Below are 16,199 nucleotides of genomic sequence, written 5' to 3'. Positions count from 1 at the left end.
GGTGCCCCCACTCTATTTAAGTTATTTGAAATGACGGGCAATTTTACCTGTTGATAAATCAGATCGCCAGCAATTGATCGCGGATCCAGTGAATAAGATCCAAGTTATTCACAATAATTTTAGCCAAAATGTCTGGATCCACACAAATTGCCCCAAATTTACTCACATAATGATCCACTTATGCCCGGATCTTGTCTAGTTATCCCCAAAATTAGAATTCAATCTGGTTATGGTTAATAACATCTGGTTATTTATTCTATTGACTGTTTTCCCAGTAACATCTCCCCCCATAATGATAAGGAGTTACCAAATGAAAAACTGGGTTAAAGCTGCAATTGCGGCTATCGCACTATCTGCTGCTACTGTTCAAGCTGCCACTGAAGTAAAAGTAGGCATGTCTGGCCGTTATTTCCCGTTCACGTTTGTGAAGCAAGATAAGCTACAAGGCTTTGAAGTGGATCTGTGGGATGAAATTGGTAAACGTAATGACTACAAAGTGGAGTACGTAACAGCGAACTTCTCTGGTCTATTCGGTCTTCTTGAAACAGGTCGTATCGATACGATCTCAAACCAAATCACAATGACGGACGCACGTAAGGCAAAATACCTATTTGCTGACCCGTACGTAGTTGATGGCGCACAGATTACTGTACGTAAAGGTAACGACAGCATTAAAGGTATTGAAGACCTAGATGGTAAAACCGTTGCGGTTAACCTAGGCTCAAACTTTGAACAACTGCTGCGTAACTACGACAAAGACGGCAAAATCAACGTAAAAACATACGACACAGGTATTGAGCACGATGTAGCACTAGGTCGCGCAGATGCTTTTGTTATGGACCGTCTATCAGCACTTGAGCTGATCAAGAAAACAGGTCTACCGTTGCAACTTGCAGGTCAACCTTTCGAAACGATCGAAAACGCATGGCCATTTGTTGATAACGAAAACGGTAAGAAGCTTCAAGCAGAAGTAAACGAAGCACTTGCAGCAATGCGTGCTGATGGTACTCTAGAGAAAATCTCTGAGAAGTGGTTTGGTGCAGACATTACTAAGAAGTAATCACTCACTCTAAACAGCCATAACCCACTGCATTTTCTCTGCAGTGGGTTTTTCTTTTTTAGTCACTAATAACCACAACACATTACCCAACGCCTGACATAACCAAACGAGATAGATTATGGGATTTGACTTTAATTACATGCTGGAGTTGCTACCGATACTGTTTAAGTATCTAGGCACAACCATGGAGATGGCAATATGGGGCCTATTCTTTGCCCTGATCCTATCTGTGATACTAGCAAACATTCGCGTGTTCAAAATCCCAGTACTGGATCAACTCAGCCAACTCTACATTAGCTTCTTCCGCGGCACCCCACTGCTGGTACAACTATTCCTGCTTTACTACGGCTTGCCGCAAGTGTTTCCTTGGATGGTTGGCTTAGATGCCTTCAGCGCGGCGGTTATTGGTTTAACATTACACTTTGCCGCCTACATGGCAGAGAGTATTCGTGCCGCGATTATTGGTATTGATCGCAGCCAAATGGAGGCGAGCCTTTCGGTCGGTATGACGACCAGTCAGGCGATGCGCCGCGTGATCCTGCCACAAGCAACACGTGTCGCTCTACCGTCACTGATGAACTACTTCATTGATATGATCAAGTCGACCTCGCTTGCCTTCACTCTCGGTGTGGCTGAAATTATGGCAAAAGCGCAAATGGAGGCCTCTTCAAGCTTCCGTTTCTTCGAAGCGTTCTTAGCTGTGGCACTTATCTACTGGGGTGTGGTGGTGATTTTAACTCGCATTCAACTATGGGCCGAAGCGAAACTGAATAAGGCGTATGCACGATGATCAAATTAGAAAATATCCACAAGCAGTTTGGAGAGACGGAAGTCCTTAAAGGTATCAACCTTGAAATCCAACAAGGTGAGATTATCGTTATCATCGGTTCGAGTGGTACTGGTAAGTCAACCCTATTGCGTTGCGTGAACTTTCTAGAGCATGCCGATCAGGGCTCGATTGCGATTGATGACATCAAGGTGGACGTTGAAAAACACACCAAAGCAGAGGTATTAGCACTGCGTCGTAAGACCGGCTTTGTCTTCCAAAACTACGCACTGTTTGCGCATCAAACCGCCAAGCAAAACATCGCTGAAGGCTTGATCACGGTACGTGGTTGGAAGAAGCAGCAAGCCTATGAAAAAGCACAACAAATCCTTGATGATATTGGTCTAGGCGATAAGGCTGATAGTTACCCAGCCGCGCTCTCAGGCGGTCAACAGCAGCGTGTAGGTATTGGCCGTGCGATGGCCCTTCAACCAGAGCTACTTCTGTTCGATGAGCCGACTTCTGCACTCGATCCTGAATGGGTCGGTGAAGTACTTAACCTAATGAAAAAATTGGCAAATCAGCATCAAACCATGCTGGTGGTTACCCATGAAATGCAGTTCGCGAGAGAAGTCGCGGATCGAGTGATCTTCATGGCTGATGGCCACATTGTCGAGCAAGGATCTCCACAGGATATTTTTGGTAATCCACAAGATCCTAAATTAAAAAAATTCCTAAATAAGGTTGGGATCGAGTAAGGATCCTTGAGATTTTAGAGATTCTACGTATAATCCCCCGACCGGAATTTTAGTTAACCCAATCATTGACACTTTTTGTGACAGTGATTACAATTCCGCCTCTTTGTTGAGAGGCGTCGGTTCTCCTTTCTTTATATAAAGAGAGGAAACAATACCCACGCCGGGTTTAACAAAAACCTAAAACTACTGATCAGTAAGGTAATTACAATGAAACGCACTTTTCAACCTACAGTTCTAAAGCGTAAGCGTACTCACGGTTTCCGTGCTCGCATGGCTACTAAGAACGGTCGCGCAACAATCAATGCACGTCGTGCAAAAGGCCGTAAGCGTCTTTCTAAGTAATCTTTGATTATTTTGAAAAAGCTAGCCTTCGGTCGGGAGTTACGCTTGTTAACTCCCGAACATTATCAAAATGTCTTCAAGCAAGCTCATCGAGCTGGCTCCCCTCATTTCACCATCATTGCTCGTAAAAACTCTCTTTCAAATCCTCGTCTTGGATTAGCCGTTCCGAAAAAGCAGATTAAAACCGCCGTTGGTCGCAATAAATTTAAGCGCCTATGCCGTGAAAGCTTTCGTAACAATCAACACAAACTTCCTAACAAAGATTTTGTTGTTATTGCTAAAAAGAGCGCGCAAGATTTGAGCAATGAAGAAATGTTCAAATTATTAGACAAATTATGGCTTCGCCTGTCTCGCCCTTCGCGTGGTTAGCGCTAATACCTATCTATTTTTATAGATGGTTCATTAGTCCACTCATTGGCCCTCGCTGCCGATTTACTCCAACCTGCTCTTTATATGCGATAGAAGCGTTGAAAGCTCACGGTTTTGTAAAAGGGTGTTGGTTATCAGGCAAACGTCTATTAAAATGCCATCCTTTGAACGAAGGGGGCTATGACCCCGTTCCACCAGTCCAAAAACAAGACAGAGATAAATAACGATGGATTCTCAACGTAATATCCTGTTAATCGCACTGGCTCTGGTATCTTTCTTACTTTTCCAACAGTGGAACGTAGCGAAGAACCCAGCACCACAAGCGGTTGAGCAGGCACAATCTGGCAGCACTCTACCAGCGCCATCTTATGCAGACGACCTAGATCCAGCTCCGGGTCAAGTTGCTTCAGCAAAAGCGATCACAGTAACCACTGATGTACTGACTCTGTCAATTGATACGGTTGGTGGCGACGTGGTATCGGCAAGCCTTAACGACTACTCTGCTGAATACGATTCAGAAGACAGCTTTATTCTACTTAAGAATGAACCTGGTCACCAATTCATCGCTCAAAGTGGTCTTGTTGGCCCACAAGGTATCGACCTAAGCAGCACGAACCGCCCAAGCTACACAGTTTCAGCTGACAGCTTCACACTGGCGGATGGTCAAGATGAACTACGCATCCCAATGACCTACCAAGCGAACGGCCTTGATTACACCAAAACATTCATCTTTAAGCGCGGCAGCTACGCGATTGATGTTGAATACGATGTGGTGAACAACTCAGGCAACAACGCAACATTTGGTATGTACGCTCACCTACGTCAAAACGTGATGGATGACGGCGGTAGCCTAACAATGCCAACTTACCGTGGTGGTGCTTACTCTACGGAAGACACGCGTTACAAAAAATACAGCTTCGACGATATGCAAGATCGCAACCTATCTCTTAACCTAGCAAACGGTCAAGGTTGGGCAGCGATGATCCAACACTACTTTGCAAGTGCATGGATCCCACGCGACGAAGCAGGCAGCAACCTTTACACTCGTGTAATTGGCAACCTTGGCGACATCGGTGTTCGCATGCCAAACAAGACGATTGCAAATGGCGACCAAGCAAACTTCACAGCCACACTATGGGTTGGTCCAAAACTTCAAGACCAAATGGCTGAAGTTGCACCAAACCTAGACCTAGTAGTGGACTACGGCTGGCTATGGTTTATTGCAAAACCACTTCATACTCTGCTTTCGTTCATTCAAGGCTTTGTATCGAACTGGGGTGTAGCGATCATCATCCTAACATTCATCGTTCGTGGTGCTATGTACCCACTAACGAAAGCTCAGTACACGTCTATGGCGAAAATGCGTATGCTTCAGCCTAAGCTGACTGCAATGCGTGAGCGTATTGGCGATGACCGTCAGCGCATGAGTCAAGAAATGATGGAACTGTACAAGAAAGAGAAAGTAAACCCGCTAGGCGGCTGTCTACCTATCCTTCTACAGATGCCTATCTTCATTTCTCTATACTGGGCACTAATGGAGTCTGTTGAACTGCGTCACTCACCGTTCTTCGGTTGGATTACTGACCTTTCAGCACAAGACCCTTACTACATCTTGCCACTTCTAATGGGTGCTTCAATGTTCCTAATTCAGAAGATGAGCCCGACAACAGTAACGGATCCAATGCAGCAGAAGATCATGACCTTCATGCCAGTTATGTTCACATTCTTCTTCCTGTTCTTCCCATCTGGTCTGGTTCTTTACTGGCTAGTATCGAACATCGTAACTCTGATTCAGCAAACGCTTATCTACAAGCAGCTGGAGAAGAAAGGCTTACACTCTAAGTAAGTGTTACGCAGTCGGTAAGACTAAGAGTTAAAAGAAAGGCGGCCAAAAGGTCGCCTTTTTGTTTTGGGCTGATTACAATTCAGCTAATTGATTAATCGTGAGCGCCCTATTGGCGTTCACTTGCTAGCAGGCACAACTATGACTACAGATACGATTGTTGCTCAAGCGACCGCGCCCGGGCGTGGTGGTGTCGGTATTATCCGCGTTTCAGGCCCACAGGCAGCTCAGGTTGCTCTAGAGGTTACAGGTAAGGTTTTAAAACCTCGCTACGCTGAGTACCTGCCATTCAAATCTCATGATGGTATTGAGTTAGACCAAGGTATTGCCCTTTACTTCCCTAACCCGCACTCCTTCACTGGTGAAGATGTTCTTGAGCTTCAAGGTCACGGTGGCCCTGTGGTTATGGACATGTTGATTAAATGTATTCTAACCATCTCAGGCGTACGTGCTGCACGTCCAGGCGAGTTCTCAGAGCGCGCATTCCTCAATGATAAAATGGATTTAACCCAAGCAGAAGCGATTGCTGACCTGATTGATGCAAGCTCAGAAGAAGCGGCGAAGTCAGCGCTTCAGTCACTGCAGGGTGAGTTCTCAAAGCGCATCAACACGCTGGTGGAGTCACTGATCCACTTACGTATCTACGTTGAGGCGGCAATCGACTTCCCAGAAGAGGAGATCGATTTCCTAGCCGACGGTAAAGTGAGTGGTGACTTACAGGCTATCATCGACAATTTGGAAGCGGTTCGCCAAGAGGCTAACCAAGGTGCCATCATGCGTGAAGGCATGAAGGTGGTGATTGCCGGTCGTCCTAATGCGGGTAAGTCGAGCCTACTCAACGCACTATCTGGTAAAGAATCCGCTATCGTGACTGATATTGCTGGTACCACACGTGACGTACTGCGTGAACATATCCACATTGATGGCATGCCACTGCATATCATCGATACTGCAGGCCTGCGTGACGCATCTGATGAAGTCGAGAAAATCGGCATTGAGCGTGCTTGGGAAGAGATTGAACAAGCAGACCGAGTGCTATTTATGGTGGATGGCACAACCACAGACGCGACTGACCCGAAAGATATCTGGCCTGATTTTGTTGATCGTCTACCGGCTAAAATCGGTATGACGGTGATCCGTAATAAAGCCGATCAAACGGGTGAAGAGCTAGGGATCTGTCATGTGAATGACCCTACGCTCATTCGTCTATCAGCGAAAACAGGCCAAGGCATTGATTCTCTTCGTAATCATCTCAAAGAGTGTATGGGCTTTGCTGGTGGCCATGAAGGCGGCTTCATGGCACGCCGACGTCACCTTGATGCACTAGAACGCGCATCAGAGCACCTGGATATTGGTCAACAGCAGCTTGAAGGCTATATGGCAGGTGAAATTTTGGCAGAGGAGCTGCGCATTGCTCAACAGCACCTTAACGAGATTACCGGTGAGTTCAGCTCAGATGACCTACTCGGTCGCATCTTCTCTTCTTTCTGTATTGGTAAATAAAAACTAGGGTGAGCATGGCTCGCCCTTTTTATAAGGAAATATCCATGATCCACATTATTACGGGCAGCACGCTCGGCGGGGCTGAATACGTTGGTGATCACTTAAATGATCTCCTCGAAGAACAAGGTCAAGCGATCACGCTCCACAATCAACCTGAGTATGCATCAATCCCGCAGCAAGATACTTGGTTGATCGTGACATCAACCCATGGTGCGGGTGAATTCCCAGATAATATCAAGCCATTCATTGCCGAACTGACCGAGCAAGCACCTCAACTCGATAAGGTTCGTTTTGCTGTGATTGCGATTGGTGACTCAAGCTACGATACCTTCTGCGCCGCAGGTCAAGCCGCCCATGAGTTATTAACAAATCTTGGCGCACAGGCGATTTCTGACTGTTTTACCATCGATGTATTGGAGACTCCAGTACCCGAAGACGCTGCAGAAGAGTGGTTTAACGATCATAGTGAGCAGTTTTAGAGCTCAATCATCGATAAAAAAGCGGCGAAAGCCGCTTTTTTTGTACCCAAAACCACCAGCTGTGAATAACTTTTACCAATGAAATGGCACTTTTATCTCATTTATTGCCATTTTCCTTGTGGATAAGATCATAGAAATACAGTGATTAACCTATAGTTATCCAAATAACAACTTAAGATCACTTTTTGGGGTGTGTATAAGTAGCCTTTTTGATCCCAGCTAATCCTCATCCTGATCAAAATTAGATCACACTATTTGATCCAAAAAAGATCCATGATCTTGTTGATCATTTTTGAGTTATCCACAGAACCTCTCGATCCTAATAATAGATCCAATAAAAGATCTCTTTAAAGATCTTATCTATATTAATTAAAAATAGCGTTCCTGAAAAATTCCAAAAACGTTTTCTCGCGCTATGAAAACAGGTAGAATATCGCTCCTTTTTATCTGTCTAGAAATCGTTTGAATACCTGAGGTCGGTTCATGCTTTATCACGAAAAATTTGACGTCATCGTAGTCGGTGGCGGCCATGCAGGAACGGAAGCCGCACTCGCATCTGCGCGTACTGGTCAAAGTACGTTACTCCTTACTCATAATATCGATACCCTGGGACAAATGTCTTGTAACCCAGCGATTGGTGGTATTGGTAAGGGACACTTAGTAAAAGAAGTCGATGCAATGGGTGGATTAATGGCTCAAGCCATTGATCATGCAGGTATTCAATTCCGTACTCTTAATGCTTCTAAAGGACCAGCGGTTCGTGCTACACGCGCTCAAGCTGACCGTGCCCTGTACAAAGCGTACGTTCGCAGCACCTTAGAAAACACACCCAACCTGACTCTGTTCCAACAGTCAGTGGATGATTTGATCGTAGAACAGGATCAGGTCGTCGGTGTTGTGACGCAAATGGGACTAAAATTCCATGCTAAGGCTGTGGTATTAACGGTTGGTACATTCCTAGGCGGTAAGATCCACATCGGTATGGAAAGTTCATCTGGTGGTCGCGCGGGTGATCCACCGTCGATCGCCTTGGCTCAGCGTCTGCGTGATCTTCCTTTCCGTGTTGATCGCCTAAAAACGGGTACGCCACCGCGTATTGATGCTCGTAGCGTTGATTTCTCTGAACTTGAGGTTCAGCATGGTGACAACCCAACACCTGTTTTCTCATTCATGGGTAACCGTGCGCAGCAGCCACGCCAAATCCCGTGTTATATCACGCACACTAACGAATCCACTCATGAAGTGATTCGCAACAACCTAGACCGTAGCCCAATGTATGCGGGTGTGATTGAAGGTATCGGCCCACGTTACTGTCCTTCAATCGAAGATAAGGTGATGCGTTTCGCAGATAAGAACAGCCACCAGATTTTCATCGAACCAGAAGGCCTAACCACGCACGAGCTATACCCTAATGGTATCTCGACCAGTTTGCCGTTCGATGTTCAGGTGCAGATTGTTCGCTCAATGAAAGGTTTCGAGAATGCACACATCGTGCGTCCAGGCTACGCAATTGAGTACGATTTCTTTGACCCACGTGATTTAAAACAGACTTACGAGACCAAGTTTATCAAGGGTCTGTTCTTTGCGGGTCAAATCAACGGTACTACGGGTTACGAAGAAGCGGCGGCGCAAGGCTTGATGGCCGGTTTGAATGCAAGTCTGTTTACTCAAGGCAAAGAGGGTTGGAGCCCACGTCGTGATCAGGCTTACATGGGTGTATTGATTGACGACCTATCAACCATGGGTACTAAAGAACCGTACCGTATGTTTACTTCGCGTGCTGAATACCGTCTGTTATTGCGTGAAGACAACGCCGATATCCGTTTGACGGAGAAATCTCGTGAACTGGGTTTGATTGACGATGCGCGTTGGGCGCGTTTCAACGAGAAAATTGAGAACATGGAAAAAGAGCGTCAGCGCTTGAAAGAGACTTGGATTAACCCGAAATCTGAAGACATCGATGCACTTAACCAGATCCTAAAAACACCAATGTCGCGTGAAGCGAGCGGTGAAGATCTTCTGCGTCGTCCAGAAATGACGTATTCACAACTGACGGCTCTGGAGCGTTTTGCTCCAGCTCTAGATGATCAACAAGCTGCAGAACAGGTTGAAATCCAAGTGAAATACGAGGGTTACATTCAGCGTCAGCAAGATGAGATCGAAAAGTCGCTGCGTCACGAAAACACCAAACTGCCTGTTGATCTTGATTACAGCCAAGTGAAAGGCCTATCTAACGAAGTGGTGCTTAAATTATCGACGGCGAAGCCAGAGTCGATTGGTATTGCTTCTCGAATTTCAGGTATTACGCCGGCTGCAATTTCTATCCTGCTGGTTTACTTGAAGAAACATGGCCTACTGAAGAAAGGTGAGGAAGCATAATGAGCGCACTACGCGAAAAACTGGATCACCTGATCAGCCAGACCGACCTAGAAGTATCAGATAAACAACGTGGCCAACTGGTTGGTTATGTTGAACTGCTTAATAAATGGAACAAGGCGTATAACCTAACGTCAGTTCGCGACCCGATGGACATGATGGTGAAACATATCTTAGATAGCATCATTGTCAGCACTCATTTACAGGGCAAGCGTTTTATTGATGTCGGTACGGGCCCAGGTCTTCCTGGTATCCCGCTCTCAATTATGAATCCTGATTGTGCGTTTTTCTTGTTGGATAGCCTTGGAAAGCGTATTCGTTTTATCAAGCAAGTCGTACATGAACTGGGTATCGACAACGTGACGCCTGTTCAAAGTCGCGTTGAAGAGTTCCAGCCAGAAGAAAAGTTTGACGCTGTGCTCAGTCGTGCATTTGCATCAATGACAGACATGGTTGAGTGGTGTCATCATTTACCTAAAGAGCAATCCGGTGTATTTTTGGCTCTTAAAGGACAACATCCTAGAGACGAAATGGACCAGTTACCGAGCTGGTGTTCAGTAACTGAAATCAAAGCTTTGCAAGTTCCAGAGCTTGATGGAGAGCGTCATCTAGTAACGTTATCGCGTCAAGGATAATCAGCGAGGCCATAGTGGGTAGAATTGTAGCAATTGCCAACCAGAAAGGTGGTGTAGGAAAAACAACAACTTGCATTAATTTGGCTGCCTCTATGGCCGCCACAAAGCGCAAAGTTTTGGTTGTCGATCTCGATCCACAGGGTAATGCCACTATGGCAAGCGGTGTCGACAAGTATCAGGTTGAAGCAACTGCTTACGATTTACTGGTTGAAGACACACCTTTTGATGAGGTAGTTTGCCGAAGTACGTCGGGAAACTACGATCTCATCGCAGCCAACGGTGATGTTACCGCGGCTGAAATCAAACTGATGGAAGTGTTTGCGCGTGAAGTAAGGCTTAAGAATGCCCTTGCGTCAGTTCGTGATAACTATGATTTCATCTTTATTGATTGCCCCCCTTCTCTAAACCTTCTTACAATTAATGCGATGGCTGCGGCGGACTCTGTTTTGGTTCCGATGCAGTGTGAATACTTTGCGTTAGAGGGTTTAACTGCCTTGATGGATACCATCAGTAAACTGGCAGCTGTTGTGAATGAGAACCTGAAGATCGAAGGCTTACTTCGTACTATGTATGATCCTCGCAACCGCTTGTCGAATGAAGTATCTGATCAACTCAAGAAGCATTTCGGTAGCAAGGTCTACCGAACTGTGATCCCTAGAAATGTACGTCTTGCTGAGGCTCCCAGTCATGGCAAACCAGCGATGTACTACGACAAATACTCCGCTGGAGCAAAAGCCTACTTGGCGCTTGCGGGTGAGATGTTACGTCGTGAAGAAGTCCCAGTTTAAATCAAACCAAAGGAATTCGCTCAATGTCTAAACGTGGTTTAGGAAAAGGGCTAGATGCATTGCTTGCAACTAGCTCAATGGCTCGTGAAAAACAGCAAGTTGCTTCTCATAGTCAGGCGCTCTCTGCCGATGGTGAGTTAACCGAACTTGCGATTGGCAGCTTGAAGCCAGGTGTCTATCAGCCACGTAAAGACATGGCGCCAGACGCGCTTGAAGAGTTAGCAGCGTCGATCCAATCTCAAGGTATCATCCAGCCGATCGTTGTTCGTCCACTGTCGCAAGATCACTATGAGATCATTGCTGGTGAGCGTCGTTGGCGTGCAGCCCGTCAAGCTGGCCTAAAGCAAGTGCCATGTTTGGTCAAAAAGGTTGAAGATCGCGCGGCAATCGCGATGGCTTTGATTGAGAACATTCAGCGTGAAGACTTGAATGTCATCGAAGAGGCGCAAGCACTAGAGCGTCTACAGAACGAGTTTGAGCTAACGCATCAGAAGGTCGCTGAAGTGATTGGTAAATCACGTACTACAGTGAGTAACTTGTTGCGCCTCAATCAGCTAGCAGCGCCAGTTAAAGAGTTGGTGGTGACTAAGCAGCTTGAAATGGGTCATGCTCGCGCATTGTTGGCGCTTGAAGGTGAACTGCAAGTGGAGACAGCGAACACCGCTGCACGCAAGCAATTGACGGTTCGCCAAACCGAACAACTTGTCAAAAAGTGTCTAAAACCAGAGGTTGAAGCGGAAACTCAGCCGCAAGACCAAGAAGCCATCGAACTTTCACGAAGACTGACGGAAAAATTGCAAGCAAACGTTACAATTGTCCGAACTGGTACAGGTAAGTCAAAAGTGACGATTACACTTGATGAGCCTCACAAATTAGAGCAACTTATTGCCAAGCTTGAGGACTAAATGAGATAATTGACTTAGGTCAATAATGTAATAAACAATAATTTTCGTACGAAAGTTGTCGGTTTGTATACAAAAATGTAAATGATTGCTGCGTTTTTATTGCAATCAGTTTGGCTGAACGTATAATTTTCGCCAATTTCTCAGCACGCTTTTAAGCGGTGGTAAGTGGGCTTAAAAGAGGAACGAATACATGGTAGCGGCGTTAGCAAGACCAGGACGAGTGCTTGCAAAGCAAATGTTATTGATCGAGCTTAGCGCGGTTATATTAGTGGCGGTGGGGTTAGGTTTAGCTGTTAATCCTGATTGGGGTTTTGCTTCACTGGTGGGTGGCGGTATTTTTGTCATTGCCAATGTGGTGTTTTGTGTGTGTGCTTTTCTCTTTTGTGGGGCGCGTGCGACAAAACTGGTTGCAGCGTCGTTCTATGCAGGCGAAGCATTAAAAATCTTAATCACAGTTTTACTATTCTCTATTGTCTACATGTATATGCAGGTGGAATTAATTCCCCTCAAACTGACCTATTTACTGGCTCTCGGTATTAATATCTTTGCGCCAGTGCTTTTCATTAACAATAAGAAATAGGACGAGTTATGGCTGCGGCAACAGCATCCGGATACATTGAACATCACTTACAGAACCTGTCTTTAGCCAAGCTAGGTTTTGTAGAGGAGACAAGTTTCTGGAACGTACATATAGACAGTCTGTTCTTCTCTGTACTAACTGGTGCGTTATTCCTTTGGATATTTCGCTCAGTAGCAAAGCAAGCAACAGCAGGTGTACCTGGTAAGCTTCAGTGTTTTGTCGAAATGGTAGTGGAATTCGTTGGTGACAACGTTAAAGAAACTTTCCATGGTCGCAACCCGCTGATCGCTCCACTAGCACTGACTATATTCTGCTGGATTATCTTAATGAACTTGATGGACCTAGTGCCTATTGATTTCTTACCATATCCTGCAGAGCATTGGCTAGGTATCCCTTACCTGAAAGTGGTTCCTACAGCTGATGTTAACATCACCATGGCAATGGCTTTGGGCGTTTTCGCTCTGATGATCTACTACAGCATCAAAGTGAAAGGGCTTGGCGGGTTTGCTAAAGAATTGGCATTACACCCATTCAATCACCCAATTATGATTCCATTCAACTTGGTACTTGAGGTAATTTCGTTACTAGCGAAGCCACTATCTCTAGGTATGCGTTTGTTTGGTAACATGTTTGCGGGTGAGGTTGTATTCATTCTTATCGCAGCGATGCTACCGTGGTACTTACAATGGGTAGGTGCTCTACCTTGGGCTATCTTCCATATCTTGGTTATTTTGATTCAAGCATTTGTTTTCATGATGTTGACAATTGTTTACCTATCAATGGCCCACGAAGATAGTGATCACTAAAAAAAATTTTTAAGCTTTATTCTAACTATTAATGTTAATCGGAGAACGTAAATGGAAACTGTACTAAGTTTTTCAGCAATTGCTGTTGCTATTATTGTTGGTCTTTGTGCCGTAGGTACTGCAATTGGTTTTGCAATTCTTGGTGGTAAATTCCTAGAAGGTGCTGCACGTCAACCTGAAATGGCTCCTATGCTTCAAGTTAAGATGTTCATCATCGCAGGTCTACTGGATGCGGTTCCAATGATCGGTATCGTAATCGCACTTCTATTCACTTTCGCAAACCCATTCGTTGGTCAACTAGGTTAATCACTTTTAACTTCAGACAAACTCCGGTTTGTCATTGATTAACACTAAGTCCGAATAGAGGGGTAGCTGTTGTGAATATGAACGCAACTCTGCTAGGTCAAGCGATTGCTTTTTCTATGTTTGTTTGGTTCTGCATGAAATATGTATGGCCACCAATCATGCAAGCAATTGAAGAGCGTCAGAAGAAAATTGCTGACGGTCTACAAGCAGCTGAACGTGCTGCTAAAGATTTGAACCTGGCACAAGCCAACGCTTCTGAACAACTGAAAGAAGCGAAGCGCACTGCAACTGAGGTTATTGATCAGGCAAATAAGCGTAAAGCACAAATTCTAGACGAAGCTCGTGAAGAAGCTCAGGCAGAACGCCAGAAGATTCTTGCTCAAGCTGAAGCTGAACTTGAAGCTGAACGTAAACGTGCACGTGATGACCTGCGCAAACAAGTCGCAACTCTGGCAATTGCTGGTGCTGAGAAAATCCTTGAACGTACTATCGACCAAGAAGTACACAAAGATGTTCTTGACAACATTACTGCAAAACTTTAATGCAAGGGGCTGAATATGTCTGATTTGACTACAATCGCACGCCCCTATGCTAAAGCAGCCTTTGACTTTGCGGTTGAGAAAGGTGAGCTAGACCAATGGGGTCAAATGCTTACTTTCGCAGCCGAGGTCGCAAAAAACGATGATATTGTTAGCCTACTGAACAGTTCAACAACTGCCAGCAAGCTAGCTGAAATTTTCATTGTAATCTGCGGCGAACAATTTGATGCACATGGCCAAAACTTTATCAAAGTGATGGCAGAGAATGGCCGACTTAAGGCTCTTCCTGATGTATGTCACGAGTTCTTCGCTCTGAAAAAAGAGCACGAGAAAGAGATCGACGTTGAAGTAACTTCAGCAGTAGAACTTTCTAAAGAACAACTGGCAGATATCAGCAGCAAATTGGAACAGCGCCTAGAGCGCAAAGTTCAGCTGAATTGCAGTATAGATGAGACTCTACTTAGTGGAGTTATTATTCGAGCCGGAGACCTAGTCATCGATAACTCAGCTCGTGGTCGTCTAGACCGCCTGAGCGATGCATTGCAGTCTTAATGGGGATTGGAGCATGCAACTTAATTCCACGGAAATTAGCGATCTAATTAAACAACGTATCGAATCTTTCGACGTTGTTAGTGAAGCTCGCAACGAGGGTACTATCGTATCGGTAAGCGATGGTATTCTTAGCATTCACGGCCTAACGGACGTGATGCAAGGTGAAATGATTGAACTACCGGGTGGCCGCTACGCACTAGCACTTAACTTGAACCGTGATTCGGTTGGTGCTGTTGTAATGGGCCCATATGCTGACCTTCAGGAAGGCATGAAAGTTACAGGTACTGGCCGCATTCTTGAAGTGCCAGTAGGTCCAGAACTACTTGGTCGTGTTGTAAACACACTAGGTGAGCCAATTGATGGTAAAGGTCCTATCGAAGCGAAACTGACTTCGCCTGTAGAAGTAATTGCACCAGGTGTAATCGACCGTAAATCGGTAGACCAACCTGTACAAACTGGTTACAAGTCTGTTGACTCAATGATCCCAATCGGTCGTGGTCAGCGTGAGCTAGTAATCGGTGACCGTCAGACTGGTAAAACAGCGATGGCGATCGATGCGATTATCAACCAAAAAGATTCTGGTATTTTCTCTATCTACGTAGCAATCGGTCAGAAAGCATCGACTATCGCTAACGTAGTTCGCAAACTAGAAGAGCACGGCGCGCTAGAAAACACTATCGTTGTTGTTGCATCTGCTTCTGAATCTGCAGCGCTACAATACCTAGCGCCATACGCAGGTTGTGCGATGGGTGAGTACTTCCGTGATCGCGGCGAAGACGCACTGATTGTTTATGATGATCTATCTAAGCAAGCGGTAGCTTACCGTCAGATCTCGCTACTACTTAAGCGTCCACCAGGCCGTGAAGCATTCCCAGGTGATGTATTCTACCTTCACTCTCGTCTACTAGAGCGTGCTGCTCGTGTAAGCGAAGAGTACGTAGAAAAGTTCACTAACGGTGAAGTGAAAGGTAAGACAGGTTCTCTAACTGCTCTTCCTATCATCGAAACACAAGCTGGTGACGTATCTGCATTCGTACCGACGAACGTAATCTCGATTACCGATGGTCAGATCTTCCTACAAACTGAGCTATTCAACGCGGGTGTACGTCCAGCTGTTGACCCAGGTATCTCAGTATCTCGTGTAGGTGGTTCAGCGCAGACTAAAATCATCAAGAAGCTATCTGGCGGTATCCGTACAGCTCTAGCACAGTACCGTGAACTTGCGGCATTCGCACAGTTCTCGTCTGACCTTGATGAAGCGACTAAGAAGCAGCTAGACCACGGTCAAAAAGTTACAGAACTAATGAAGCAGAAGCAGTACGCTCCAATGTCTGTATTTGACCAAGCACTAGTAATCTTCGCTGCAGAGCGTGGTTACCTTCAAGACGTAGAGCTTTCTAAGCTTCTAGACTTTGAAGCTGCTTTACTATCGTATGCTCGCAGTCACTATGCCGATCTTGCAACGCAGATCGACAAAACGGGTGTTTACAACAATGACATCGAAGCTGAGCTGAAGAAGCTTGCTGACGATTTCAAAGCAACCCAGACCTGGTAATTGGTGGGTGGCCTTAGGGTCACCTCATACCATTAAC

General features: G+C 45.6%; 19 protein-coding genes. All 19 read left to right on the top strand.

Annotated elements, in window-relative coordinates; genetic code table 11:
* Positions 1-310 precede the first annotated feature (310 nt).
* The 19 genes from vsple_RS14285 (at position 311) to atpA (ending at position 16,162) form a co-directional block, all read left to right on the top strand.
* Positions 311-1,060: an amino acid ABC transporter substrate-binding protein gene (locus vsple_RS14285; protein WP_032548624.1), complete on the top strand. Its 750-nt coding sequence runs from the start codon at positions 311-313 to the stop codon at positions 1,058-1,060.
* Positions 1,061-1,178: 118 nt separating this feature from the next.
* Positions 1,179-1,850 (top strand): amino acid ABC transporter permease, encoded by a 672-nt coding sequence (locus vsple_RS14280; RefSeq protein ID WP_032548625.1) that lies wholly within the window; start codon positions 1,179-1,181, stop codon positions 1,848-1,850.
* Positions 1,847-2,584 (top strand): amino acid ABC transporter ATP-binding protein, encoded by a 738-nt coding sequence (locus tag vsple_RS14275; protein WP_255229553.1) that lies wholly within the window; start codon positions 1,847-1,849, stop codon positions 2,582-2,584. The genes vsple_RS14280 and vsple_RS14275 overlap by 4 nt, the downstream gene beginning before the upstream one ends.
* Before the next feature lie 207 nt (positions 2,585-2,791).
* Entirely contained in the window at positions 2,792-2,926 is a 135-nt protein-coding gene (rpmH, locus tag vsple_RS14270; RefSeq protein WP_004735800.1) for a 50S ribosomal protein L34, read from the top strand.
* A gap of 45 nt (positions 2,927-2,971) precedes the next feature.
* Positions 2,972-3,295, top strand: coding sequence for a ribonuclease P protein component (gene rnpA / locus vsple_RS14265; protein WP_032548627.1), 324 nt, complete (start codon positions 2,972-2,974; stop codon positions 3,293-3,295).
* Entirely contained in the window at positions 3,262-3,519 is a 258-nt protein-coding gene (gene yidD, locus vsple_RS14260) for a membrane protein insertion efficiency factor YidD (protein ID WP_084181753.1), read from the top strand. Before rnpA ends, yidD begins: the two co-directional genes overlap by 34 nt.
* Before the next feature lie 2 nt (positions 3,520-3,521).
* A complete protein-coding gene (gene yidC, locus vsple_RS14255) occupies positions 3,522-5,141 on the top strand; it encodes a membrane protein insertase YidC (RefSeq protein ID WP_261882313.1) in 1,620 nt (539 codons plus the stop codon).
* A gap of 138 nt (positions 5,142-5,279) precedes the next feature.
* The gene (gene mnmE / locus vsple_RS14250) at positions 5,280-6,641 is read left to right on the top strand and encodes a tRNA uridine-5-carboxymethylaminomethyl(34) synthesis GTPase MnmE (RefSeq protein ID WP_261882312.1); all 1,362 of its coding nucleotides are present in this window, start codon (positions 5,280-5,282) and stop codon (positions 6,639-6,641) included.
* A 44-nt stretch (positions 6,642-6,685) separates the two neighbouring features.
* Positions 6,686-7,120 carry an FMN-binding protein MioC gene (mioC, locus tag vsple_RS14245; RefSeq protein WP_261882311.1) on the top strand — a complete coding sequence of 145 codons (435 nt, stop codon included), beginning with the start codon at positions 6,686-6,688 and terminating at the stop codon, positions 7,118-7,120.
* 483 nt (positions 7,121-7,603) lie between these two features.
* Positions 7,604-9,499 carry a tRNA uridine-5-carboxymethylaminomethyl(34) synthesis enzyme MnmG gene (mnmG, locus tag vsple_RS14240; protein WP_261882310.1) on the top strand — a complete coding sequence of 632 codons (1,896 nt, stop codon included), beginning with the start codon at positions 7,604-7,606 and terminating at the stop codon, positions 9,497-9,499.
* Positions 9,499-10,131 (top strand): 16S rRNA (guanine(527)-N(7))-methyltransferase RsmG, encoded by a 633-nt coding sequence (gene rsmG / locus vsple_RS14235; protein ID WP_261882309.1) that lies wholly within the window; start codon positions 9,499-9,501, stop codon positions 10,129-10,131. Before mnmG ends, rsmG begins: the two co-directional genes overlap by 1 nt.
* A 14-nt stretch (positions 10,132-10,145) precedes the next feature.
* A complete protein-coding gene (locus tag vsple_RS14230; protein ID WP_032548633.1) occupies positions 10,146-10,919 on the top strand; it encodes a ParA family protein in 774 nt (257 codons plus the stop codon).
* A gap of 23 nt (positions 10,920-10,942) precedes the next feature.
* Positions 10,943-11,824, top strand: a complete 882-nt coding sequence (locus vsple_RS14225; protein WP_239842991.1) for a ParB/RepB/Spo0J family partition protein — start codon at positions 10,943-10,945, stop codon at positions 11,822-11,824.
* A 190-nt stretch (positions 11,825-12,014) separates the two neighbouring features.
* Positions 12,015-12,404: a F0F1 ATP synthase subunit I gene (locus vsple_RS14220; RefSeq protein ID WP_032548635.1), complete on the top strand. Its 390-nt coding sequence runs from the start codon at positions 12,015-12,017 to the stop codon at positions 12,402-12,404.
* A gap of 8 nt (positions 12,405-12,412) precedes the next feature.
* Positions 12,413-13,210: a F0F1 ATP synthase subunit A gene (atpB, locus tag vsple_RS14215; RefSeq protein WP_261882308.1), complete on the top strand. Its 798-nt coding sequence runs from the start codon at positions 12,413-12,415 to the stop codon at positions 13,208-13,210.
* A 51-nt stretch (positions 13,211-13,261) separates the two neighbouring features.
* On the top strand, positions 13,262-13,516 hold the full coding sequence (gene atpE / locus vsple_RS14210) for a F0F1 ATP synthase subunit C (RefSeq protein WP_010319963.1): 255 nt from the start codon (positions 13,262-13,264) through the stop codon (positions 13,514-13,516).
* Between the two features lie 71 nt (positions 13,517-13,587).
* Positions 13,588-14,058, top strand: a complete 471-nt coding sequence (gene atpF, locus vsple_RS14205) for a F0F1 ATP synthase subunit B (protein WP_032548638.1) — start codon at positions 13,588-13,590, stop codon at positions 14,056-14,058.
* A gap of 15 nt (positions 14,059-14,073) precedes the next feature.
* Positions 14,074-14,607, top strand: coding sequence for a F0F1 ATP synthase subunit delta (atpH, locus tag vsple_RS14200; protein ID WP_255229558.1), 534 nt, complete (start codon positions 14,074-14,076; stop codon positions 14,605-14,607).
* 13 nt (positions 14,608-14,620) lie between these two features.
* Entirely contained in the window at positions 14,621-16,162 is a 1,542-nt protein-coding gene (gene atpA, locus vsple_RS14195; RefSeq protein WP_032548640.1) for a F0F1 ATP synthase subunit alpha, read from the top strand.
* The last annotated feature ends 37 nt before the right edge of the window (positions 16,163-16,199 follow it).

The sequence above is a fragment of the Vibrio pelagius genome, assembly GCF_024347575.1.
Lineage (GTDB): Bacteria > Pseudomonadota > Gammaproteobacteria > Enterobacterales > Vibrionaceae > Vibrio > Vibrio pelagius.
This window is presented reverse-complemented; position numbering and strand designations above follow the sequence as displayed.